At 67.6% G+C, this 22,623-nt stretch carries 16 protein-coding genes; 9 read left to right on the forward strand and 7 right to left on the reverse strand.

Annotated elements, in window-relative coordinates:
* Positions 1-2 precede the first annotated feature (2 nt).
* From dgcA to ABU113_RS00885, 3 genes are read right to left on the reverse strand one after another with little or no spacing between them, the layout of a single operon-like run.
* Positions 3-1,010 carry an N-acetyl-D-Glu racemase DgcA gene (gene dgcA, locus ABU113_RS00875; RefSeq protein ID WP_454557575.1) on the reverse strand — a complete coding sequence of 336 codons (1,008 nt, stop codon included), beginning with the start codon at positions 1,008-1,010 and terminating at the stop codon, positions 3-5.
* Positions 1,003-1,584, reverse strand: coding sequence for a gamma carbonic anhydrase family protein (locus ABU113_RS00880; protein ID WP_454557576.1), 582 nt, complete (start codon positions 1,582-1,584; stop codon positions 1,003-1,005). The genes dgcA and ABU113_RS00880 overlap by 8 nt, the downstream gene beginning before the upstream one ends.
* Positions 1,581-2,252 carry an MlaC/ttg2D family ABC transporter substrate-binding protein gene (locus ABU113_RS00885; protein ID WP_454557577.1) on the reverse strand — a complete coding sequence of 224 codons (672 nt, stop codon included), beginning with the start codon at positions 2,250-2,252 and terminating at the stop codon, positions 1,581-1,583. The genes ABU113_RS00880 and ABU113_RS00885 overlap by 4 nt, the downstream gene beginning before the upstream one ends.
* 248 nt (positions 2,253-2,500) lie before the next feature.
* Between ABU113_RS00885 and ABU113_RS00890 the strand changes: the two genes are divergently transcribed.
* From ABU113_RS00890 to ABU113_RS00915, 6 genes are all read left to right on the forward strand, one after another.
* Entirely contained in the window at positions 2,501-3,625 is a 1,125-nt protein-coding gene (locus ABU113_RS00890; protein ID WP_454557578.1) for a DUF2336 domain-containing protein, read from the forward strand.
* Between the two features lie 131 nt (positions 3,626-3,756).
* A complete protein-coding gene (locus ABU113_RS00895; RefSeq protein ID WP_454557579.1) occupies positions 3,757-4,299 on the forward strand; it encodes a TspO/MBR family protein in 543 nt (180 codons plus the stop codon).
* A gap of 14 nt (positions 4,300-4,313) precedes the next feature.
* Positions 4,314-4,589 (forward strand): accessory factor UbiK family protein, encoded by a 276-nt coding sequence (locus tag ABU113_RS00900; RefSeq protein ID WP_454557580.1) that lies wholly within the window; start codon positions 4,314-4,316, stop codon positions 4,587-4,589.
* A gap of 224 nt (positions 4,590-4,813) precedes the next feature.
* Positions 4,814-5,323 (forward strand): YbjN domain-containing protein, encoded by a 510-nt coding sequence (locus ABU113_RS00905; protein ID WP_454557581.1) that lies wholly within the window; start codon positions 4,814-4,816, stop codon positions 5,321-5,323.
* Entirely contained in the window at positions 5,320-6,153 is an 834-nt protein-coding gene (gene proC, locus ABU113_RS00910) for a pyrroline-5-carboxylate reductase (RefSeq protein ID WP_454557582.1), read from the forward strand. The genes ABU113_RS00905 and proC overlap by 4 nt, the downstream gene beginning before the upstream one ends.
* 121 nt (positions 6,154-6,274) lie before the next feature.
* Positions 6,275-6,928 carry a hypothetical protein gene (locus tag ABU113_RS00915; protein ID WP_454557583.1) on the forward strand — a complete coding sequence of 218 codons (654 nt, stop codon included), beginning with the start codon at positions 6,275-6,277 and terminating at the stop codon, positions 6,926-6,928.
* A gap of 66 nt (positions 6,929-6,994) precedes the next feature.
* On the opposite strand, the gene dnaE is transcribed toward ABU113_RS00915, so the two are convergent.
* From dnaE to ABU113_RS00935, 4 genes are all read right to left on the reverse strand, one after another.
* Positions 6,995-10,513: a DNA polymerase III subunit alpha gene (dnaE, locus tag ABU113_RS00920; RefSeq protein ID WP_454557584.1), complete on the reverse strand. Its 3,519-nt coding sequence runs from the start codon at positions 10,511-10,513 to the stop codon at positions 6,995-6,997.
* Positions 10,514-10,545: 32 nt separating this feature from the next.
* Positions 10,546-11,358 (reverse strand): hypothetical protein, encoded by an 813-nt coding sequence (locus ABU113_RS00925; RefSeq protein ID WP_454557585.1) that lies wholly within the window; start codon positions 11,356-11,358, stop codon positions 10,546-10,548.
* Positions 11,359-11,452: 94 nt separating this feature from the next.
* Entirely contained in the window at positions 11,453-14,566 is a 3,114-nt protein-coding gene (locus ABU113_RS00930) for an efflux RND transporter permease subunit (protein WP_454557586.1), read from the reverse strand.
* 9 nt (positions 14,567-14,575) lie between these two features.
* Positions 14,576-15,667, reverse strand: a complete 1,092-nt coding sequence (locus ABU113_RS00935; RefSeq protein ID WP_454557587.1) for an efflux RND transporter periplasmic adaptor subunit — start codon at positions 15,665-15,667, stop codon at positions 14,576-14,578.
* A 293-nt stretch (positions 15,668-15,960) separates the two neighbouring features.
* Between ABU113_RS00935 and ABU113_RS00940 the strand changes: the two genes are divergently transcribed.
* From ABU113_RS00940 to ABU113_RS00950, 3 genes are all read left to right on the forward strand, one after another.
* Positions 15,961-19,431 (forward strand): indolepyruvate ferredoxin oxidoreductase family protein, encoded by a 3,471-nt coding sequence (locus ABU113_RS00940; RefSeq protein WP_454557588.1) that lies wholly within the window; start codon positions 15,961-15,963, stop codon positions 19,429-19,431.
* A 32-nt stretch (positions 19,432-19,463) separates the two neighbouring features.
* Entirely contained in the window at positions 19,464-20,303 is an 840-nt protein-coding gene (gene dapF / locus ABU113_RS00945) for a diaminopimelate epimerase (protein WP_454557589.1), read from the forward strand.
* Between the two features lie 286 nt (positions 20,304-20,589).
* Positions 20,590-22,581 (forward strand): protoglobin domain-containing protein, encoded by a 1,992-nt coding sequence (locus ABU113_RS00950; protein WP_454557590.1) that lies wholly within the window; start codon positions 20,590-20,592, stop codon positions 22,579-22,581.
* Positions 22,582-22,623: the final 42 nt, after the last annotated feature.

Here is a 22,623-nt window from a genome sequence, read left to right on the forward strand (position 1 = left end):
CATCAGCCCCAGAGGGCAGGGGGGGAAGGGAAAACCTTACCTTTTTGGTAGGTCAGTCCCGTCACGCGCTCTTCCGCCAAAAGCAGGGGGCCGTCAAGGTCGACGAATTGTGCAGTTCTCGCCAGCAGCAGCGCCGGCGCCATGGCGAGCGATGAGCCGACCATGCAGCCGACCATGATCCGCATGTCGGCGCTACGCGCCGCATCGGCGAGCCTGAGCGCCTCGGTCAGCCCGCCGGCCTTGTCCAGCTTGATGTTCACCGCGTCGTAGCGACCGGCGAGCGCCGCCACGTCCGCCGCCACATGGCAGGACTCGTCGGCGCACAGCGGCACCGGGCTGGCGCCCCGCACCAGCACGGCATCGGCGCCCGCCGGCAGTGGCTGCTCGATCAGCACCACGCCCAGCTCGGCACAGCGCGGCGCCAGCCGGGTCAGCACGTCGGCTGTCCAGCCTTCGTTGGCATCGACGATCAGCCGGGTATCCGGTGCGGCGGCACGGACCGCCCGCAGCCGGTCGAGGTCGGCCTCGCCGCCGAGTTTCAGCTTGAGCAGCGCGTGGCCGCGCGCGATGGCCGCGCGAGCCGCATCGGCCATCGCATCCGGTGTGTCCAGGCTCAGTGTATAGGCGGTCTCGACCGGCACCGGCGCGTCCACGCCGGCCAGTTGCCAGGCCGGCTTGCCGGTGGTCTTGGCCTCCAGGTCCCACAGCGCGCAGTCGATGGCGTTGCGCGCGGCACCGGCGGGCAGCAGGCTGGCGATGGCGGCGCGCCCGCCGCCCGCCTCCAGCGCCGGGCGCACCGCCTCGATCTGTGCCAGCACGCTGTCCAGCGACTCACCATAGCGGGCATAGGGCACGGCTTCCGCCCAGCCGCGCGCGGCCTCGGTTTCCAGCGCCACCGTCACGACCTCGGCGACGGTCTTGCTGCCACGGGCGATGGTGAAGTGGCCCCGGATCGGGAAGCGGTCAATGCCGACGGCAAGCCGGACCTCGGGCAACTTCGTTTCAGGCATTGGCGCCCATGGCCTCGAACTCGGCGGTGAGCCGGGCCAGCGTTTCCTGCACGAAGCGCTCGAAATCCGGCCCGTCCCAGGCGCGGTGGTCGCCGCGCGCATAGGCCAGCGCGTTGCGGTGGTACATGGCGGCGTTCATCCGGTTGGCGATCCAGTTGTTCTGGGTGCGGATGATTTTTGCTGGCGCACCGACAACGATGGAGTTGTCCGGCACCTGCATGCCGTCCTTGAGATAGGCGTGCTGGCCGATGATGCAGTTGTCGCCGACCACGACCCCGTCATAGAGCGTGGCGTTGATGCCGATCAGGCAGTTGTTGCCAATCCGGCAGCCATGAATGGTGGCATGGTGGGTGATCGAGCAATGGTCGCCAATCACCACCGGCAGGCCGGGGCTGGTGTGGACCATGGTGAAGTCCTGCACGTTGGTATGGCGGCCGATGATGATCTCGGCGGCCTCGGAGCGCATCACCACGTTGGGCCAGATCGACGCGCCCTCGCCCAGTGTCACCCGCCCATAGAGCTGGGCGCTGGGATGGACGAACGCGGCGGCGGCGAGATCGAGCGTGCTGGTCATTTGCTCTTGCCCGGGCTGGCCGGCCGCGCGGCGGCGCTGGCGGTGCCGCCGGTCCTGATCTCGGCGATCAGCGCGTCCAGTCCCTTGCTCTGGATCTTCACCGTGAACTCGTCGCGCTGGGTGACCGCCATGCTGACACCTTCCAGCGACAGGTCGATGATCTTCAACCCCCGGTCGGGGGTCTGCCGCAGCCGCCAGTCGGCGCGGACCGGCTGCTGCACCTTGGGACCGGTGACCAGTGTACGCACGTAGATGTCGCCGCGCGGTGCCGGTGTGGTGCCGGTGACCTTCAGTTGCGAGTTGCCATATTCGGTGAGCCGGGTGGCGTAGATGCGGATCACATAATCGGGGAAGGCGGCGTGGAAGGCGCGCAGCTGTTCCGGCGTCGCGGTGCGCCGCGCCGTGCCCAGCACGCTGTTGCCGATCACGTCGAGCGCGAAGCCTTCCTGAAGGAGGGTTCGGAATTTCTGGTCGCGCTGTGCCTGGCTCAGGCTGGCGTCGCGCAGCACGGCAAACGCCTTGTCGGAGAGCGACTGGATGAAGCCGCTGGCGGCCTTCGGGTCGACGGTGGCCGCCTGCTGGGCCAGCGCCGGGGTCGCCATGAGCGGCGCCGTCACGGCCGGCGCGGCGAGCATCGCCGCCAGCACGAGGGAAGTTGTTGAACGCATCAGCGGGCCTTTCCTGTTATCCGTCACTGTCCGGGCACCAAGGGCCCGGACAGTGACCTAGGTAGTGAGTTTGGGGCCGGAGGCCAAGTTGTGGTACATCTCAGCGTCCCATTGTGGCGGGCATTGGACAGAGTCGCGCCTTAACCACGGCTTAACCTGGCCGGGGCGATAGTCGCGGGAGGCCTATCCTGCCCGAATGCCAGCAGGGCGGCGGATGCCAATGTGCTTGCCCGTGATGAGGTGGTGACTTGACCCGAGAGACAATGCTTTCCGTCCAGGACGTCGCCAGGCTGATGGCGGATCCGTCGGTTGATAACCGGGCCGCCACCGTCGCCAAGGTGGGCGACGCTTTTTCCGGCGGCGGCATGGGCGACAAGGAGCGGGTGCTGGCCGAGGAAATCTTCCGCCTGATGGTCCGTGATGTCGAGACCAAGGTGCGCGCCGCTCTGTCGCAGAGCATCCGGCTGAGTGCCGATCTGCCGCACGACGTGGCGGTGTCGTTGGCCAACGACGTCGCCGAGGTGGCGCTGCCGGTGATCGAGGCCAGCAGCGTGCTCTCCGACGATGACCTGATGGCGATCATCGCCTCCAAGCCGGCGGAATATCAGGTGGCGGTGGCCGCCCGTCCTGTCGTGTCCGAGCGGGTGTCCGACGCCCTGGTCGAGACCCGCAACGAGGATGTGGTCGCCCGCCTGGTATCCAATGACGGCGCCATGCTGTCGGAAGAGACGATGGACCGCGTGCTCGACGAGTTCGGTCATGTACAGCGCATCTCAAATCCGATGGCCGAGCGCACCGTGCTGCCGATGAAGGTGGCCGAGCGGCTGGTGTCGCTGGTCTCCGAGCGCATCCGCGATCATCTTGTCACCCATCACGACCTGTCGCCGGACCTGGCGATGGACCTGCTGCTGGATAGCCGCGAGCGGGCGACGCTGCACCTGCTCGATGGCTCCACCGACACGCCGGATGTCTATGACCTGGTCGACCAGCTGCATGCCAACGGCCGGCTGAGCGCCACCATCATCCTGCGCGCCCTGTGTATGGGCGACCTCACCTTCTTCGAGGCGGCGCTGGCCAAGAAGGCCGGCATTCCGGTCGCCAACGCCTACCAGCTGATCCACGATCGCGGTGGCAAGGGGCTGGAGCGGCTGTTCAACCGCGTCGGCATGACGCCGCAGGCGCTGGCGGTTGCCCGCGCGGCGCTGGAGGTCGCCGAGGAGCTGGACCTGTCGGGCAGTGACGACCGGCTGGCGTTGCGCGAGGTGATGATCGAGCGGGTGCTGACCCGCTTCGAGGATGGCATCGACCAGGAAAATCTGGACTATTTCATTGCCAAGATTGCCGGCAAGCCGGCCCCCGACAAACACGTCTGAGCAACGCGACCGCGACGCCGGCGGCAATGACGCGCCGTTGGTTGTTCCCGGTTCGTCGCGAAATCGCCAAACAAGCTGTTGAGGCGGGCCGCTGAATCGCGCATATCGGCGCGGTGGATGAGGGGTTCCGCATGACCGAGATCGCATCTCCCGGGCAACTCCGGTGGGCTTTTGTTCGTCTGGCCATCGTGACGGTACCGCTGGTGCTGGCGCTTGGCGGTCTTTCCAATCAGTTCGACGCGGCATGGTACGCGGCGCTGGCCAAGCCGGCGCTGACGCCGCCGCCCATCACCTTCGGCATCGTCTGGCCGGTCCTCTATGTGCTGATGGGTCTGGCGCTGGCGATGGTCTGGCATGCCAGGGGCAATCCGTGGCGGCGGCTGGCGGTCATCCTGTTCGCCGTGCAACTGCTGTTGAACATGGCCTGGTCGCCGCTGTTCTTCGGTTTTCACCAGATTGCCGCGTCGCTGGGACTGATCGTGCTGCTGCTGGCGGCTGTGGCGTGGACCGCGGTGCTGTTTTCCCGGGTGCGGTCGTGGGCCGGACTGTTGTTGCTGCCCTATCTTGCATGGCTGTGCTTCGCACTCTACCTCAATCATGGCTTCTGGCGGCTGAATCCGGAAGGGGCGGCCGTCGCCGTCATGGCGGCCCCGGTGGACGTGCCGCTGCAATGATGAGGATCTGAGCGATGCAGACCGACAACCGATTCTTCGATGACTTGTCCCGCCTGGCCACCAGTGCCGCCGGCGCCATGACCGGCATGGGCAAGGAGATGGAGGCGCTGATCCGGCAGCGGATGGAGCGCGTCATCGGTGGCCTCGACATGGTCTCGCGCGAGGAGTTCGAGGCGGTGAAGGCGATGGCGGAGGCCGCCCGGGCCGAGAACGCGGCGCTGGCGGCGCGGCTGGCAGTGCTTGAAGCGAAGCTGGGCGTCGAGGCGCCGCCGGTTCAGGACGACCTCTAGAGTCGTCCCGCCGACTGTCCGGCTATACTTGTCCACAACATTTTGGCGAGCTGGCACCCCCAAGTCTTGCGCTGGCGCGGGAGCCGTGAGACTATCCCTAGTGTTGGTGCAGTGATGTTCCGCGACGCTTGAAAGTCAGGCTAGGCTTGAAAATCAGGCTGGGCGGGTGTCACCAAGCTGCCAGCGCGTATTGGACCCCTCTGCGTGAGGTACCGGGAGCCGCCATGCCCGCCCTTGAAGTCGACGACGTCGGCCCCTCCTTCGCTGATCCCCTGTCCGTCATCGAGGTCTGTTGCGGCGAACGCGACTGGGCGTTCGAGCGCGAGGGCGGTGACGAGATGATCATCGCGGCGCCGGGCAGCTGGAACGCCTACCAGATGCGCGCGTTCTGGCATCGCGAGGACCAGGTGGTGCAGCTGGCCTGCATGCTCGATATCCGGGCGCCCGAAGGCAAGCGCGCCGCCATCTACGAGACGCTGGGGCTGATCAACGAGCGGCTGTGGCTTGGCCATTTCGAAATGTGGGCGCAGGACGGCAGTATCATGTTCCGCCACGCCACGGTGGTCGATGACGATGGTGGCGGTCTGTCGCTCTCCCAGGCGCAGACGCTGCTCGATGCGGTCATCGACGAGTGCGAGCGCTATTATCCGGTGTTTCAGTTCGTCCTGTGGGCGGGCAAGCGCCCGGCCGAGGCCATGGAAGCGGCGCTGCTGGACCCGATGGGCGAGGCATGAGCGACGGCCTTTCGGCTGAACGCCCGCTGCTGCTGGTGGGCTGCGGCAACATGGGGCTCGCCCTGCTGAAGGGCTGGCTCGCCGCCGGCACCCCGCCCGACCATATCCACGTCATCGAGCCCGGCGATCCGTCCCGGGTGCTGGCCGCCGGCGTACTGCCCGGCCAGTTGTGGACGGCGGCACCCGCCGGCCTTACGCCGCGCGTGGTGCTGATGGCGGTCAAGCCGCAGCTGATGGCCGACGCTTTGCCGCCGCTGGCGCCGCTGATCAGCACCGACACGCTGCTGCTGTCGATCGCCGCCGGCACGACGCTGGCCCGGCTGGGAGCACTAGCGGACGGCCATCGCCGGGTGGTGCGGGCGATGCCCAACACCCCGGCGGCCATCGGCCAGGGCGCCACGGTGATGGTGGCCGACAGCGGGGTCGCGCCGGCCGACCGGCAATTGGCGGATCAGCTGATGGCGGCGGCCGGCAGCTGCTACTGGGTCGACGACGAGGCGCTGATGGACGTGGTCACGGCGCTGTCCGGCTCGGGGCCGGCCTATGTGTTCCACCTGATCGAGACGCTGGGGGCGGCTGGCGCCGCGCTCGGCCTGCCGCCGGCGCTTGCCGCCAGTCTGGCCCGCGATACCGTGGCCGGCGCGGGCGCGCTGGCGCGCCAGTCCGGCGAGGACCCGGCACAGCTGCGGGTGCAGGTGACCAGCCCCGGCGGCACCACGGCGGCGGGGCTCGGCGTGCTGATGGCCGACAACGGCCTGGCGCCGCTGATCCGCGCCACGCTGGAGGCCGCCACCCAACGCGGCCGCGAACTCGGCAAGCTCGCCGGCTAGCCGCCAACCCGGGCATCGGCCGCGCGTCCTGCCCGTCTCGACCGGCAACGGCCTTGATTCCGGGTGCCGGCGGAGTCAGCCTGAAGCGAGACCTTCACTGGATAACGGAAGGACGCTGGCCATGAGCAGCAAGACCCACCCCACTCGTCACGAGTGCCTTGACGCGTTTCTCGCCCTGATCGCCGAGACGGGCTGGCCGGCGGCGAGCGTGGCGGCGGTGGCAGCGCGTCTGGGGGTCTCGCCGGCCGTGGTGCTGGAGACCGCCGGAGACCGCTTCGAGATGCTGGCGGCGGTCGGCCGCCGGGCTGATGCCGCCGCGCTCAAGGCCGCCGACGACGCGGGCGGCAGCATGGGCGTGCGCGACCGGCTGTTCGAGCTGCTGATGGCGCGGTTTGACGCGCTGGCACGGCATCGGCCGGCGATCCGCGCGCTGATGCGGGCGGCCCGGCGCGACCCGGCATTGGCGGCGTTCTTCGCCACTCGCCTGCCGCGTTCACTGGCGCTGCTGGCGGAGACGGCGGGTGTCGGCACCATGGGCGTCGCCGGCATGGCCCGCGTCGCCGCACTGGGCGGGCTGTACCTCAAGGTCGTCCGCACCTGGCTCGACGACGACAGCGAGGACATGGGGACGACCATGGCGGCGCTGGAAAAGGCGCTGGCCCGCGCCGAACAGTGGGCGGACCGCTGCCGGCCGCTGCGCCGGTCGGCTCCGGCCGCCCCGGATGCGCCGTCGGCCGCCGATCCCGGGCCTGTGGGCACGCCCATCGGCATCTGAGCGCCGGCGCGTCCGGCACTGGTATCTGAGCGCCGGCGCCAACGGCGGCATGACAGGGTGAGGCGCTTACTGCGTCATCTGGGCGTCGACGACGCCGTTGAGCGATTTCAGCGCGCGGCCGAGGTTGGGGTCGACGCGGAAGCGCTCGGGCAGGGTGATCTCGGCGGTCTTGTCGAGGCCGTCCAGCAGCAGGTGCAGCTTGATCCGCCCCGCGCCGCCCCGGGCGCGCTCCAGCACGCGGGAGAGATCGTGCAGCGCGCCGGGCTCGCGCAGGAACACCGTCAGTTCAGCGCGGGTGCGTTCGGCCAGCGCGTCGAGCGGCGTCACGCCGCGCAGGGTGATGCGCGGCGTGTCCTCGCCGTCGCGCCACAGCAGCTCGCCGCTGATCAGCGCCAGCTCGCCGGACTGGGCCAGCCGCTCGACCTCCGGCTGGGCTTCTTCCGAGAAGCAGCTGGCCATGTACTGGCCGGACTGGTCGGAGATGTCGCACAGCAGGTAGCGGTTGCCCTGCTTGCCATCGCGCGGCGGCGGCGTGCGCCAGCGGGCGCCTTGCACCATGCCGGCCAGCGTCACCGGCGCCCGGTTGCCGCTCATCGGGGGCTCCTGGGCGATCGCCTGGGCGTAGGTGACGACGTTCTGCGCCTTCAGCACATGCAGATAGGCGTCCAGCGGGTGGGCGGAGAAGAAGAAGCCGAAGGCGTCGCGCTCCTTGTCCATCAGCGTCGCCAGCGGCCAGGCCTCGACGCGCGGCAGCACCAGCGTCACGCCGGGGCCGCCTGTCGCGTCGCCGAACAGGCTGACCTGGGCGCTGGCGCGTTCCTCCGCCGCCACCGCTGCCTGGGCGAGAATCTGTTCCACCGCCGCGCAGGCGACGGCACGGTTGGGTTCCAGGCTGTCGAAAGCGCCGCCGGCGGCGAGGCTTTCCAGCTGCTTCTTGTTGACCTGGCGGGGGTCGATGCGGGCGGCGAAGTCGGCGAGGTCCTTGAACCGGCCGTTGGCCTCGCGTTCGGCCACCAGTCCTTCCATCGCCTTTTCGCCGACGCCCTTGAGCGCCGCCAGCGCGTAACGCACGGCATAGTCTGGCTCACCACCATCGGCGGCGGGGATCGGCTGCACCGTGAAGTCGGCCTCCGACTCGTTGATGTCGGGGGCCAGCGCCTTGATGCCCAGCCGCTTCATGTCGTCGATGAACAGCGCCAGCTTGTCGGTGGAGGTGATGTCGTAGGCCATCGAGGCGGCGAAGAACTCCACCGGGTAATTGGCCTTCATGTAGGCGGTCTGGTAGGCGACCAGCGCGTAGGCGGCGGCATGGCTCTTGTTGAAGCCGTAACCGGCGAATTTCGCCACCAGTTCGAAGATATAGTCGGCCTGCGCCTCGTCCACCTGCTTGGCGCGCGCGCCTTCGAGGAAGCGGGCCTTCTGGGCGTCCATCTCCTCCTTCTTCTTCTTGCCCATGGCGCGGCGCAGCAGATCGGCTTCGCCGAGACTGTAGCCGGCGAGGATCTGGGCGATCTGCATCACCTGTTCCTGGTAGATGATGACGCCGTAGGTTTCCGCCAGCACCTCCTCCAGCCACGGGTGGAGATAATCCGGTGCTTCCGCGCCGTGCTTGCGGTTGGCGTAGGTCGGGATGTTGTCCATCGGGCCGGGGCGATAGAGCGCGACCAGCGCGATGATGTCCTCGAACTTGTCCGGCTTCACCAGCGCCAGCGTGCGGCGCATGCCTTCACTTTCGAGCTGGAACACGCCGACGGTGTCGCCCCGGGCCAGCAGATCGAAGGCGCCCTGGTCGTCCCAGGGGATTTTCGACAGATCGAGCGCGATGCCGCGCTTCTTCAGCAGGTCGACGGCGCGCTGCAGCACGGAGAGCGTTTTCAGGCCGAGGAAGTCGAACTTCACCAGACCGGCCTTTTCCACCCACTTCATGTCGAACTGGGTGACCGGCATGTCGGATCGCGGATCGCGGTACAGCGGCACCAGCTGGTCGAGCGGCCGGTCGCCGATCACCACGCCGGCGGCGTGGGTCGAGGCGTGGCGATACAGGCCTTCGAGCTTCAGCGCGACGTCGAACAGCTTGTCGGCACCGCGTTCCTGATGCCGTTTGTGGCGCAGCTCTGGCACCGCGTCGAGCGCCTCCTGCAGTGTCATCGGGTTGGCCGGGTTGTTGGGGATCAGCTTCGAGATCGCGTCGACCTGGCCGTAGGACATCTGCAGCACGCGACCGACGTCCTTCACCACGGCGCGGGCCTTGAGCTTGCCGAAGGTGATGATCTGCGCCACCTGGTCGTGGCCGTATTTGCGCTGGACGTAGCGGATCACCTCGCCACGCCGGGTTTCGCAGAAATCGATGTCGAAGTCGGGCATCGACACGCGTTCCGGGTTGAGGAAGCGTTCGAACAGCAGGCCCAGCCGCAACGGGTCGAGGTCGGTGATGGTCAGCGCCCAGGCGACCAGCGAGCCGGCGCCCGAACCGCGGCCCGGCCCCACCGGGATGCCGTTGTCCTTGGCCCACTGGATGAAGTCGGCGACGATCAGGAAGTAGCCGGGAAAGCCCATCTGGGTGATGATGCCGACCTCGTAGTCCAGCCGTTCCCAGTAGGGGCGGCCCTTGGCCTCGCGGGCGGCCGCATCGTCGTCGGGCGCATAGACATGTTTCTCCAGCCGCGCCATCAGGCCCTTGCGCGCCATCTCCGCGAGCACCTCGGCCTCCGAGGTGCCGGGCGCGTAGTTGGGCAGGATCGGCTTGCGGCTGGGGGCGGCGACGGCGCAGCGTCGGGCGATGACCGCGGTGTTGACGAGCGCCTCCGGCACGTCGGCGAACAGCGTCGCCATGTCGGCGGGCGACTTGAACCAGGTCTCCGGGTTGGAGCGGCGGCGCTCCTGCGCGTCGACATAGGCCGAGTCGGCGATGCACAGCATGGCGTCGTGCGCGGCGTGGAACTCGGGGGCGGGGTAGAGCACCGGGTTGGTGGCGACCAGCGGCAGGTCGAAGGCATCGGCGAAATCCAGCAGCTTGGGCTCGGCGACGGCTTCGGCCGCGTCCCCCAGCCGGGTCAGCTCGATATACAGCCGGCCCGGGAACAGCAGCTTCAGCCGGGCCAGATAGTCGCGCGCGGCATCGTCCTGGCCGTCGGCGAGCAGGCGGGCGACCGCGCCCTCATAGCCGGCGGTGAGGCAGATCAGCCCGTCGGTGCAGCCCTCCAGCGTTTCCAGCCGCACATGCGGCGGTTCGTGCGGCTGCACGTCGAGGTGGGCGCGCGACACCAGCCGGATCAGGTTGGCATAGCCCGTCGGGTTCTGGGCCAGCAGCACCAGGCTGTCGAAGGTCGGCTTGGCGTGGATGGGGTGGCTGTCGCTGCCCGGCCGCAGCAGACCCAGCAGCACGCCGATGATCGGCTGCACGCCCTTGTCCATCAGATAGTCGGAAAACTCCATGGCGCCGAACAGCACGTTGCGGTCCACCAGTGCCGCTGCCGGCATCCGGTGTTTGGCGCATAGCTTGGCGATGTCGCCGGCATGCAGCGAGCCTTCCAGCATCGAATAGGCGGAATGGACGCGCAGGTGGACGAACGGCGACTCGGTCATGGCCGCCAAACTAGCGCCGCCGCCCGCCGCTGTCAGCGATCACCTGCACGGAAGCTTCGCACGAACAGGAACGTCACCAGCAGAAAGCCCAGCAGCCACAGCCAGGTGCCGGGCTCCAGCGAATCATTCCAGTCGAAGCTGTTGTCCATGTGGCAGTCGGCGAAGGCGCACGCCGGATTGGGAAAGTGTTCGGCTTCCGGTCCGGCGCCACCGGCCAGTGCCACCCGGCCATGCGCCAGCCACTGGGAGGAAATCCAGACCCCGGTGATAAACAAGTAGGTGGCCATCGCCTTGGTGGTCCACACCTTGCTGCGCAGGAACAGGGTCCAGTGCAGCGGTGCCTGAGGATCGGCGAGCTGGCCGCCGGTGCGGGCGCGGGCGGTGACGCCGGCCAGCGCCGCAGCCTCGTTCTGGCAGGCCTGATACTGTCGCCGCTCCTCGATGATCGAGGTCGCCTGGTTGATGCTGAAGCCGAAAAGGAACACGCCGGCGGCCAGCATGTAGGCAAGGAAGAATACCCAGTCGCTGTAGGCGATGTAGTTGGCCATCGGTGGCGAGGAGCCGCTGGAATAGGCGATGAAGGAGATGCCGGTGGTGACCATGCCGCCCCAGAACAGGATGGTCACCTTCCATTCGGTCTCGGCGAGCGCGACAGCGCGGCGCAGGTGCATGTCGGCGGCGCGCATCAGCATGTCGACACGGGTCGCGACGTCGCAGTCCGCACCCGGAGCGGCTGCGGCGATGTCGGGAGCGGGGGATTCCGGCGCCGGAGTGTCGCCGGACGCCGCCACGCCGGCGCGCCGCAGACGCGCGCCGAGTACGCGCCACCATGACGATGTGGTCATGCCCGTAGTCCCCTCATGCCTCATCCACCGACGCCATGATGCCGGGCAGCGCAGACCGGTGCAATCGTTACGGCGCGGCCGCCGGCACCTGGTATCACTCTGCCGGGGCAGCCTCCTGGTGCCCGAGCTGACCGTCGAGATCGCGCGACACGGCGTCCGGCGACCGCGTGAACGGTGCCAGGCGGCGATAGAAGACCGGCACCAGGAACAGTGTCAGCACGGTGGCGATGGACACGCCCCAGACGATGACGATGCCGATGGCCTGGCGGGAGGCCGCACCGGCGCCGCCGGCGAGCATCAGCGGCAGCGCGCCAGCGACGGTGGCGATGGAGGTCATCAGGATCGGGCGAAGTCGCCGCTCGGCGGCCTCCTGGATCGCCTCGGTGACGGTCCGTCCCGCGTCGCGCAGCTGGTTGGCGAACTCGACGATCAGGATACCGTTCTTGGTCGCCAGACCGACCAGCATGATGATGCCGATCTGACTGTAGATGTTGAGGGTCGCCCCCATCAGATGCAGTCCGAGGACGGCGCCGCCAATGGCCAGCGGCACGGTGAGGATGATCGTCACCGGATGGATGAAGCTCTCGAACTGGGCCGCCAGCACCAGATAGATGACGACGATCGCCAGAATCAGCGCGAAGGTGAGCGATGAGCCGGACTCGCGGTAATCGCGGGACTCGCCCTTGTAGCCGACCGCGGCGACAGCAGGCTGTTTGAGGGCCTCCGCTTCAAGAAAGTCCAGTACCTCGCCCAGCGAGTAGCCGGGGGCGACGTTGGCCTCCAGGGTGATGGCGCGCAGCTTGTTGTAGCGGCCCAGCGTGCCAGCGTCCGCCGTCTCGCGCATCCGCACCAGATTGGAGAGCGGGATCAACTCGTTGGTGGTCAGCGATCGTACGTAGGTGTTGGAAAGATCGCGCACCGAGAGACGGTCGCCACGCTGCGCCTGCACCAGCACGTCATACTCCTCGCCGCGGTCGGTGTAGGTGCTGACCTTGCGCGAACCCATCATGGTCTGCAGGGTCTCGCCGATGGCGGTGACGGAAACACCGAGATCGGCGGCACGGGTGGTGTCGATGTCGATCAGCAGTTGCGGCTTGGTCTCGCGGTAGTCGGCATCCAGCCCGACCAGGCCGGGGTAGGATTCCGCCGCCAGCATGATGGCATCACGTGCCTGCGCCAGATCGCTGAAGGACGAGCCGCCGATGACGAACTGCACCGGCCGGCCGCGGCCGCCCAGCGAGGAACGCTGGTTGGCGTTGGTGCGCATGCCTGGCATGTCGTTCAGCCGCTGCTTGATCTCCTCGATGACCTCCTTGGTGGTCTGATCGCGCTCGTTCCAGTGTTTCAGGGCCAGGGTGCCGCCACCGGTGCTGAAATCGGCGGTGTTGCCGAAGTTGCCGGGCGTGCGGATGACCAGCCGGTGGACGGGGCCGTCAGTACCGGTCATGGGCATCAGCCGGCGCTCTACCTCAAGCATGTCGGCCAGCAGCTTGTCGTAGCCAAGGCCTTCCGGGCCGGTGGCATTGATGAACACCAGGCCGGTATCTTCCTCTGGCACCAGTTCGCCCTTGAGCAGCGCCAGGCCGGCAACCGTGAGCACCAGGATGCCCACGGCGGCAGCGACGACAATCCAGAATCGCTCCAGCAGCAGGCCAAGGCGACGGCGGTAGCTGGCGCCCAGCCGGGTCATGGCGCCATCGACCCACTGGTTGAGGCGGCTCGGCCGGCGCTGGCTCGACAGGATCTTGGAACACATCATGGGCGTGAGCGTCAGCGAGACGATCAGCGACACGCCGACGGCCCCGATCATGGTCGCCGCCAGTTCCCTGAACAGGCGGCCGGTGTTGCCGCCGATGAAGATCACCGGCACGAACACGGCGATCACCACCAGAGTCGAGGCGATCACGGCGAAGCTGACCTGGCCTGCGCCCCTGAACGAGGCGACCAGCGGCGTCTCGCCATTCTCGATCCGGTGGTAGACGTTCTCCAGCACGACGATGGCGTCGTCGACAACAAGGCCGATGGCCAGCACCAGCGCCAGCAGGGTCAGCAGGTTGATGGAATAGCCCAGGGCCGCCAGCACGATGAAGGCGCCAACGAGGCTGATCGGCACCGCGAGCGCCGGCATCAAGGTGGCGCGCACCGACCCCAGGAACAGGAAGATGACCACAACCACGAGTACCGCGGCCTCGGCCAGCGTGTGGTAGACCTTCTTGATCGACTCGTCGATGAACACCGAGGAATCGAAATTGACGCTGATTTCCATGCCTTCCGGCAGGGTGCGGTTGACTTCGGGGATCAGCGCCCGCACCGCGTGGGCGACCGCCACCGTGTTGGCGTTGGACTGGCGAACAATGCCAAGACCGACCATTGCCTGGCCGTTGCCGCGGAAGCCGGTGTAGGGATTTTCGGCGCTGACCTCGACCCGGCCGACATCGCCCAGACGGACCAGATAGCCGTTGGTGCCGCGGCCGATCACCAGCTGGGCGAATTCCTCAGGCGTGGTGTAGGGGCGGGCGACACGCACCGTCAGGTTGACATCGCGGGACTCGATGCGCCCCGCCGGCAGCTCGACATTCTGCCGCCGCAGCGCCGCTTCGACATCCACCGTCGTCATGCCGAAGGCGGTGAGGCGCTGGCGGTCAAGCCAAACCCTCATTGAGGGGCGGGCCTGACCGAAGATGCGCACCTGGGCAACGCCGCTCAGCGCGCTGAAGCGGTCGACGATATACCGGTCGGCATAGTCGGTCAGTTCGAGCTGATTGTGCTTCGAGCTGAAGAAGCCAACAAACATGATCGGCTGGGCGTCGGCGTCGACCTTGCTGACCTCGGGAGGGTCGGCTTCCTCCGGCAGGTTGTCGAGCACGCCCGACACCCGGTCGCGCACGTCATTGGCGGCATCGTCGATGTCGCGGTTGATGTCGAACTCAATGCTGATATCCGAGCGGCCGTCGCGGCTCGACGACGTGATCGCCTTCACGCCCTCGATGCCGGACAGGCGATCCTCGATCACCTGGGTGATGCGACTTTCGATCACGGCGGCCGCGGCGCCGGTGTAGGTCACGTCCACCGAGACGATGGGCACGTCGATGTTGGGATATTCGCGCAGCGGCAGCTGCAGGAAGGACAAGGCGCCGAAGGCGACAATCAGCAGGCTGAGAACGGCGGCGGCGACGGGGCGGCGAACGGCGATGTCGGAAAGACGCATGACGCGGCCTCAGCTCGCGCGGCCGGGCACGCCCGGTTCGGCGCTCACCGTTTTCAGTACGGTCACCGGCGATCCGTCCCGCATCTTGACCGTGCCTTCGGCGACGATCAGCGCGCCCCTGCCGACACCGGAGGTGACCTCGACGAAACCCGGCTCGCGTTCGCCGGTGAGGATGCGCGTCTTGGCCACCTTCTTGGTCTGCGGGTCGATGACATAGACGAACTTGCGGTCCTGTTCGCCGATTACCGCCAGTTCCGGCACCGCCAGTGCCCGCCGGGTCTGACGTACGATGTCCACCGTCAGCAGCATGCCCGGTTTGAGTTTGAAGTCGGGGTTGGGGATGATGGCGCGCACGCTGATGGCACGGGTCACGGCATCGACCTGCGGGTCGATCGCCTCGATCCGGCCCGTGAACGGCTGGTTGTTGAATGCTGCCGCCCGGGCCCGTACTTCCTGACCGACTCGAACGACGCTGAGGTAACTCTCCGGAATGGTGAAATCGAGTTTCACCTGGGCGATGTCGCTGACCTGCACGATCGGCGTGCCGGCCGTGACAATCAGGCCGGGGGAGACCCGGCGCAGCCCGGCAATACCGGTGAACGGCGCACGGATCACCCGGTCAGCGATACGGGCCTGAATGGCATCGATGGTGCCGCGCGCGGCATCGCGCTCGGCGATCTGCGTGTCGAGGCGGGCGCTGGTGGCGAAGCCGCGCGTCTGGAGCTGCTGGATGCGCTCCAGTTGCAGTTGCGCCTCGCGCAGCCGGGCGCGGGCCTCGACAAGGGCGCCTTGCTCCTCGGCGTGATCCAGTTCCGCCAGCACCTGTCCCTTGCGCACAAGCACGCCGTCGTCGAAATGCAGCGTCTTCACCCGCTCGGTAACGTTGGCGGAAATGACCACCGACTCACGGGCATAAGCGGTGCCGATGGCCTCGATGCGATCCACGAAATCATGATCGGCGATGGTGGTGGCGATCACTGCCGTTGGCGGCATGCCGCCGCCATTGCCGCCGCCGCGCGATTTGCCGGCGTCACCCTCGCTGCAACCGGCAAGGGTGGCGAGCGACGCCATCAGGAGGGCAAGGGTTGCAGCACGACGCATGGACACCGCCAGAACAGGGACATTATGATAAAGGGAAAACAGCCGCCGCGAAGCGCGCCGGCTCAACCCTAGTGCTTACTGATAGTGTGTTGCAAGGGCGTCCCGCGAGTGCAAAAAACTCTCCTGGTCCGATATCGGACCCGGTTCGTCGTCTGGTGATCAGTCGGGCCGCCGTGGCGCATGTGCCGGGGGTGATGGCGCCGCAGCGGAACCAGGCTCCTCGCAACATTCCCTCTTTACTGTGAAATAAAATTATAGCAGTATTGCTGCCATAAATCGGCAGGGAGGAAGCCATGACATCAACCGGCAAGGTGGTCTCGCTCGACGACAAATACACCCGGGAATCGGGCACGGTGTTCATGAGCGGTTTGCAGGCGCTGGTGCGTCTGCCGCTGATCCAGATTGCCCGCGACAAGGCCGCCGGGCTGAAGACCGGCGCGTTCATTTCCGGCTATCGGGGCTCGCCGCTGGGCAACTACGACCAGGAACTGTGGCGCGCCGGCAAGTTGCTGGAGGCCAGCAACATCGTCTTTCGTCCGGGCGTCAATGAAGAGCTGGGCATGACCGCGGTCTGGGGCAGCCAGCAGGTCGGCCTGCGCCCTGGCGCCACCGTCGATGGCGTGTTCGGCATCTGGTACGGCAAGGGACCGGGCCTCGACCGCGCGATGGACGTGCTGAAGCATGCCAATGCCGCCGGCACCGCGCCGCATGGTGGCGTGCTGGCCATCGTCGGCGATGACCATGGCGCCAAGTCCTCGACCCTGCCGCACCAGTCGGACCATAATTTCAAGGCGGCCTTCGTGCCGTTCCTCTACCCCGCCAGCGTCCACGAGTTCGTCGAATACGGCCTGCTCGGCATCGCCATGTCCCGCTATTCCGGCTGCTGGGTCGGCCTCAAGGTGACGTCCGATACCGTCGAGTCCTCCGCCACCGTTGATCTGGCGGTGGAGCAGCGCGAGATCAGGGTGCCCAATTTCGAACTGCCCCAGGGGGGCGTGCACATCCGCCTGTCCGACAGCTGGCGCGAGGAGGATTCCCGGCTGCAGTTCTACAAGGGCTTCGCGGCGCTGGCCTTTGCCAAGGCCAACAAGATCGACCGGGTGATCTGGGACAGCCCGAGGCCGCGCATCGGCATCATTTCCGCCGGCAAGTCCTACGCCGATACGCTGCAGGCGCTGGCCGAGCTGGGCATCGACGAGCAGGTGGCCGCCGACATCGGCTTGAAGCTCTACAAGGTCGGCATGCCCTGGCCGCTGGAACCCGATGGCGTGCGCCAGTTCTGCGAAGGCCTGGAGGAAGTGCTGGTCATCGAGGAAAAGCGCGAGTTCATCGAGCACCAGCTGAAGTGGCAGCTCTACAATTGGGACGAAAAGGTACGCCCGCGCGTGGTCGGCAAGCAGGACGAGGCCGGCGACTGGCTGCTGCACCCGGACAACGAGCTGACGCTGGGCGAGATCGCGCATGTCATCGCCCGGCGGCTGGCGCGCATTCATTCCTCCGAACGCATTGTCGAGCGGCTGGCATTCTTCAACGCCCGCGACAAGGCCCGCAAGGCGGTGGCGCCACCGGTGGTGCGCAAGCCCTATTTCTGCTCCGGCTGCCCGCACAACAGTTCGACCAAGGTGCCGGCGGGCAGTCGCGCCTTCGCGGGCATCGGCTGCCACATCATGGCGCTGTGGATGGATCGCAACACCGACACCTTCACGCAGATGGGCGGCGAGGGCGTGACCTGGGTCGGCGAGGCGCCGTTCACCACCGACAAGCACGTGTTCTGCAATCTGGGCGATGGCACCTATTTCCATTCCGGCATTCTCGCCATCCGCCAGGCGGTCGCCGCCGGGGTCAATGTCACCTACAAGATTCTCTACAACGATGCCGTGGCGATGACCGGCGGCCAGCATGTCGACGGCGAGCTGACGGTGCCGGAAATCGCCCAGCAGCTGGTGGGCGAGAGCGTGCGCAAGATCGCCGTCGTCACAGAGGATCTGTCGCGCTACACCGGCGTCAAGCTGCCCGATGGCGTCGAGCTGCACGAGCGGGCGGTGATGGACCGGCTGCAGCGCGAGTTCCGCGAGCTGCCGGGCTGCACCGTCATCATCTACGACCAGACCTGTGCCGCCGAGAAGCGCCGCCGGCGCAAACGCGGCCAGTTCCCCGATCCCGACCAGCGGGTGATGATCAATCCGCTGGTGTGCGAGGGCTGCGGTGACTGTTCGGTGCAGTCCAACTGCGTGTCGGTGGAGCCGCTGGAAACCGAGTTCGGTCGCAAGCGCACCATCAACCAGTCGAGCTGCAACAAGGACTTCTCCTGTCTCAAGGGCTTCTGCCCCAGCTTCGTGACCGTGGAAGGGCCGCAGATCGCCAGGCCGGCGCTGCCCAGGGACACCGATTTCGCCGCCGGCGTGCCGCTGCCGGCGCTGCCGCCGCTGGAGCGCGACTACAACATCTTCGTCACCGGCATCGGTGGTACCGGTGTGCTCACCGTCTCGGCGCTGCTCGGCATGGCGGCGCACATCGACGGCAAGGCCTCGACCACCGCCGACATGGCCGGTCTCGCCCAGAAGGGCGGGGCGGTCTATTCCCACGTCCGGCTGGGTGCCAGCAACGATGACCTGCTGAGCCCGCGCATCATCGCCGCCGGCTGCGATCTGCTGCTGGCTTGCGACGCGGTGACGGCGACGTCACCGGCCGCCCAGGACCTGCTGGACCCGCAACGGACCGCGGCAGTGGTCAACAGCGCCATCGCGCCGGTCGCGGATTTCGTCCGCAACCGCGACTTCGACTTCAAGGCGGCCCAGGTGGAAAAGGCGATTGCCAGCGCGACCAATCCGGCGGCGTCGGATTTCGTCGCCGCCGAGAAGGTTGCCGTAGCGGTCATGGGTGACGCCATCGCCACCAACATGATGATGCTGGGCTATGCCTGGCAGCGCGGCCGCGTGCCGCTGAGCTTCGAGAGCCTTGACCAGGCAATCGTGCTCAACGGCGTGGCAATTCCGTCCAATCGGCGTGCCTTCGCGCTTGGGCGCCTGCTGGCGCACGATCCGGCGGCGGTCAGCCGACTGATCGAGCAGGCTCATGGCCGGGCGCCGGCGCCGGTCGCCACCACGCTCGACGAGGTGGTCGCCCGCCGGGTCGAGGAACTGACGGCCTACCAGAACGCGGCCTATGCCGGGCGCTACGCTGCCCTGGTGGCGCGCGTGCGCGCCGCCGAGCAGGCGGTGGCGCCGGGGTCGCAAGCGCTGGCGCTGACGGTGGCCCACAACGCCTTCAAGCTGATGGCCTACAAGGACGAGTATGAGGTGGCGCGGCTCTATACCGATGGCCGCTTTGCCGAGACACTGCAGGCGCAGTTCGCTGCCCACAAGGGACTCAAGCTGCATCTGTCGCCGCCGCTGCTGACGCGGCTCGATCCCAACACCGGCCGGCCGCGCAAGATCGCGGTGGGCGGCTGGGCGCTCGGCTCCTTCCGGCTGCTGGCCCGGCTCAAGGGGCTGCGCGGCACCGCCTTCGATCCGTTCGGCTACACGGCGGAGCGTCGGCGTGAACGGGCGTGGATCGCGACTTACGAGGCGCTGGTGGACGAACTGCTGGCCGGTCTCGACGCCGACCGGCTGGCGCTGGCGGTGGAGATCGCCGGCCTGCCGGACCAGATCCGCGGCTTCGGCCCGGTGAAGGAAGCCAGCATGGACGAGGCCGAGGCACGCAAGGCAGCGCTGCTGGCCCGCTGGCATGCGCCGGCGCAGGTGGTGCACGACGCCGCCTAGACATCGGTAACGCCGGCTTCTAAATCGACAGCATGAGCACCCCGTCCAGCACCCTTCGTTCGTTCGTCAAGATGCACGGACTCGGCAACGATTTCGTGATCTTCGACGCGCGCGAGCAACCGCTGGCGCTGACCACCGACATGGTGCGGCGCCTGAGCCATCGCCAGACCGGCATCGGCTGCGACCAGCTGATCGTCATGGAGGCCGCGCCCGACGACGGGTCGAAGGCGGACGTGTTCATGCGCATCTACAATGCCGACGGCAGCGAGGTTGCCGCCTGCGGCAACGCCACCCGCTGTGTCGCCTCCCTGGTGGGCCGCGAGGCGGTGCGCATCCGCACCAAGGCTGACCTGCTGACCGCCTCGCTGGAGGCGGGAACGGCGACCGTCGACATGGGGGTGCCGCGCTTCGACTGGCAGGATATTCCGCTGTCGATGCCGATGGATACGCTGACCATGCCGGTGGGCTGGGAGCTGCTTGGCGCGCCCTCGGCGGCCAATGTCGGCAACCCGCATGTGATCTTTTTCGTCGAGGACGTGACCAAGGTCGATCTCGCCCGGCTGGGGCCGCTGATCGAGCGCGACCCACTGTTCCCGGAGCGGGTCAACGTCAATGTCGCCCAGATCGTCGATCGCAACGAGCTGAAGCTGCGGGTGTGGGAACGCGGCGCCGGCCTCACCCTGTCGTGCGGCACCGGCGCCTGCGCCACCGTGGCGGCGGCGGTGCGCCGCAGGCTCACCGAACGGCGGGTGACGGTGCACCTGCCCGGCGGCGTGCTCAACATCGAGATCACCGGGGCCAACCGCATCCTGATGGGCGGCCCGGTGGCGACGGCCTTCACCGGCACGGTCGATCTCGCCGCCTACGTCTGAGGCCGCCGCCCGCGCACCATGTCCCGGCAAGGGGCGGGGGCAAAGGGGTAGGCGGGCGAAGGGGGCGCGGCGGTCGACAGCGCCGGGTGGGCGGGCCGCGCAAGGCCCGCGGTATCCGCCGTGCGGACGATATCATCGTTGCGATCCAATTGGATAACCATGTTTTAACCGGCTGGTGCAACCATGGCCGCCAAGAGTGGTTTGGCGTCCCGTGTCGGTATCCTGACAGCCGTGGACGCGTGCTGATAAGGGATTTGCCGGGATGACGTCCGCTGACCATCGAGCCATGCGTAGCTACCGCAACGAGAGCGATGCGGACATCCTTGGGCGGCTGGAATATCTGGGTCTTGATGACATGTCGTGCGCCGCGCTGCGGCGGGTCGCGCCGCTGTTGACGGCCGCGATCCCCGGCATCCTCGATCGTTTCTATGACCACAACCGGCGTTTCGCCGAGATTGCGCCAATGCTGCGCGGCGACGGCAAGGTCGAGATGCTCAAGCGGGCGCAGGTCGGCCACTGGCAGCGCATGCTCTCGGGCAATTATGACGCCGGCTACCAGCAGGCCGTGGACGCCGTGGCGCGCGCCCACCAGCGTATCGGTCTCTCGCCGCGCTGGTATGTCGGTGGCTACGCCTTCATCCTGCGCCAGTTGTTGCGCGTGGTTGAGGAGGGCGTGCACGATGCGGCCGAAGCGCGCCTGGCGCGCGAGGCGGTGGTGATGGCGGTGATGCTCGACACCGAACTGGTGATCTCCGCCTATTTCGACGGCATGACCGAGCAGCGCATGGCCGAGGTCGAGGCGATGGTCATCGGCATTGAGAGCGAGTCCCGTGATTCGGTGGAAAGCGTCGAGCACTTCACGACATTCCTGACCGACAGCGTCGGCACGCTGAACCAGAACCGCAATGCAATGATCGGCAGCGCCCATGCGGCGGCGCAGGCCTCCTCCGACATCCTGGAGGCCTCGGAGTCGGTCGCCGGCGCCGCTGATGAACTGCGCCAGTCGATCACCGAGATCTCCATGCAGGTGAGTGTATCGGCCCGGCAGGCCGCCCGCAGCGTCGAGGAGGCGGATACCGCCAAGGCAGTGGTCTCGGACCTTGATCGCTCGGCGGCCGAGATCGGCGATATCCTGGCGCTGATCACCAACATTGCCCGCGAGACCAACCTGCTGGCGCTCAATGCCACTATCGAGGCCGCCCGTGCCGGCGAGGCCGGCAAGGGCTTCGCGGTGGTGGCCTCGGAGGTGAAGGGGCTGGCCGGCCAGTCGGAACGCGCCGCCCGGGATATCAAGGATCGTGTGACACGGATCCAGACGTCGGTGCGGGCCGCCGTGGAGGCCATCGGTCGTGTCGTCGCGGCGATTCACGAGGTCGAGGGCAACTCGCAGGCGGTTGCGGCCGCGGTGGAGGAACAGACATCGGCGACCAGCGGCATCGCCGACAATGTGGCGCAGGTCGCGCACAAGGCACGCGAGGTGCGCGATCGCATGGGCGAGGTCGAAGGCGCCATCAACGAGTCCGCCAGGGCGACCGAGACGGTGGAGTCGAGCGCTGTGCGCCTGAAAGACGCACTGGGCACCCTGCCGCAGTTGCTCAGCCGCGCCATCCGCACGGTTTCGGACATCGCCGACCGGCGCGCTCACCGCCGTCGGCCGGTGTATATCGATGCTCAGGTGGCATTTGGTGAGCGCATCCTGAACGTGGTGATGCGCGACCTTTCGGAGAATGGCGCCTTTGTCGACGATGCCGTCAACGGCAACGTCGAGGGCGTCGACAGGGGCGCGCAGGGGCTGCTGAAGTTCCAGGGTCATACCCAGCCCTGCCGGGTGGTCGCCACCGCGCAGGGGCTGAACCTGGAATTCACCGGGACGCCGATGGCGGGCGCTGTCGTCAATCAGCTGGCGGTGGACAGCACCCGCCACCTGGTGGACCTGGCCAAGAACGATCATCGGGCCTGGGTCGCGAACGTGGTGGACGGCCTGGAAGGGCGCAAACAACTGCGCGCGGCCGACCTCAGCACCCACCACAGTTGCCGGCTGGGCCGCTGGTACGACACCATCGACGACAAGATGACACTGGAGCTGAAGGCCTATCGGGAGATGGCGGAGCCACATCGGCGGGTCCATACCGCCGGGCGGGAGGCGCTGCACGCGCAGGGGCGTGGCGACCACCAGCAGGCCACCGAGTGGCGACGCGAGCTGGAGGCCGCGTCCGGCGAGGTGATCGCCATGCTGGATCGTTTCAACGACGAGTTCGTGGCGGTGATGAAGGGCTGAGAGGCGGCGCGATGCCGGTCCGCGTTGGCGGCGACCGACCGG

Source organism: Parapedomonas caeni (genome assembly GCF_041060555.1).
GTDB lineage: Bacteria > Pseudomonadota > Alphaproteobacteria > Sphingomonadales > Sphingomonadaceae > CAUJIW01.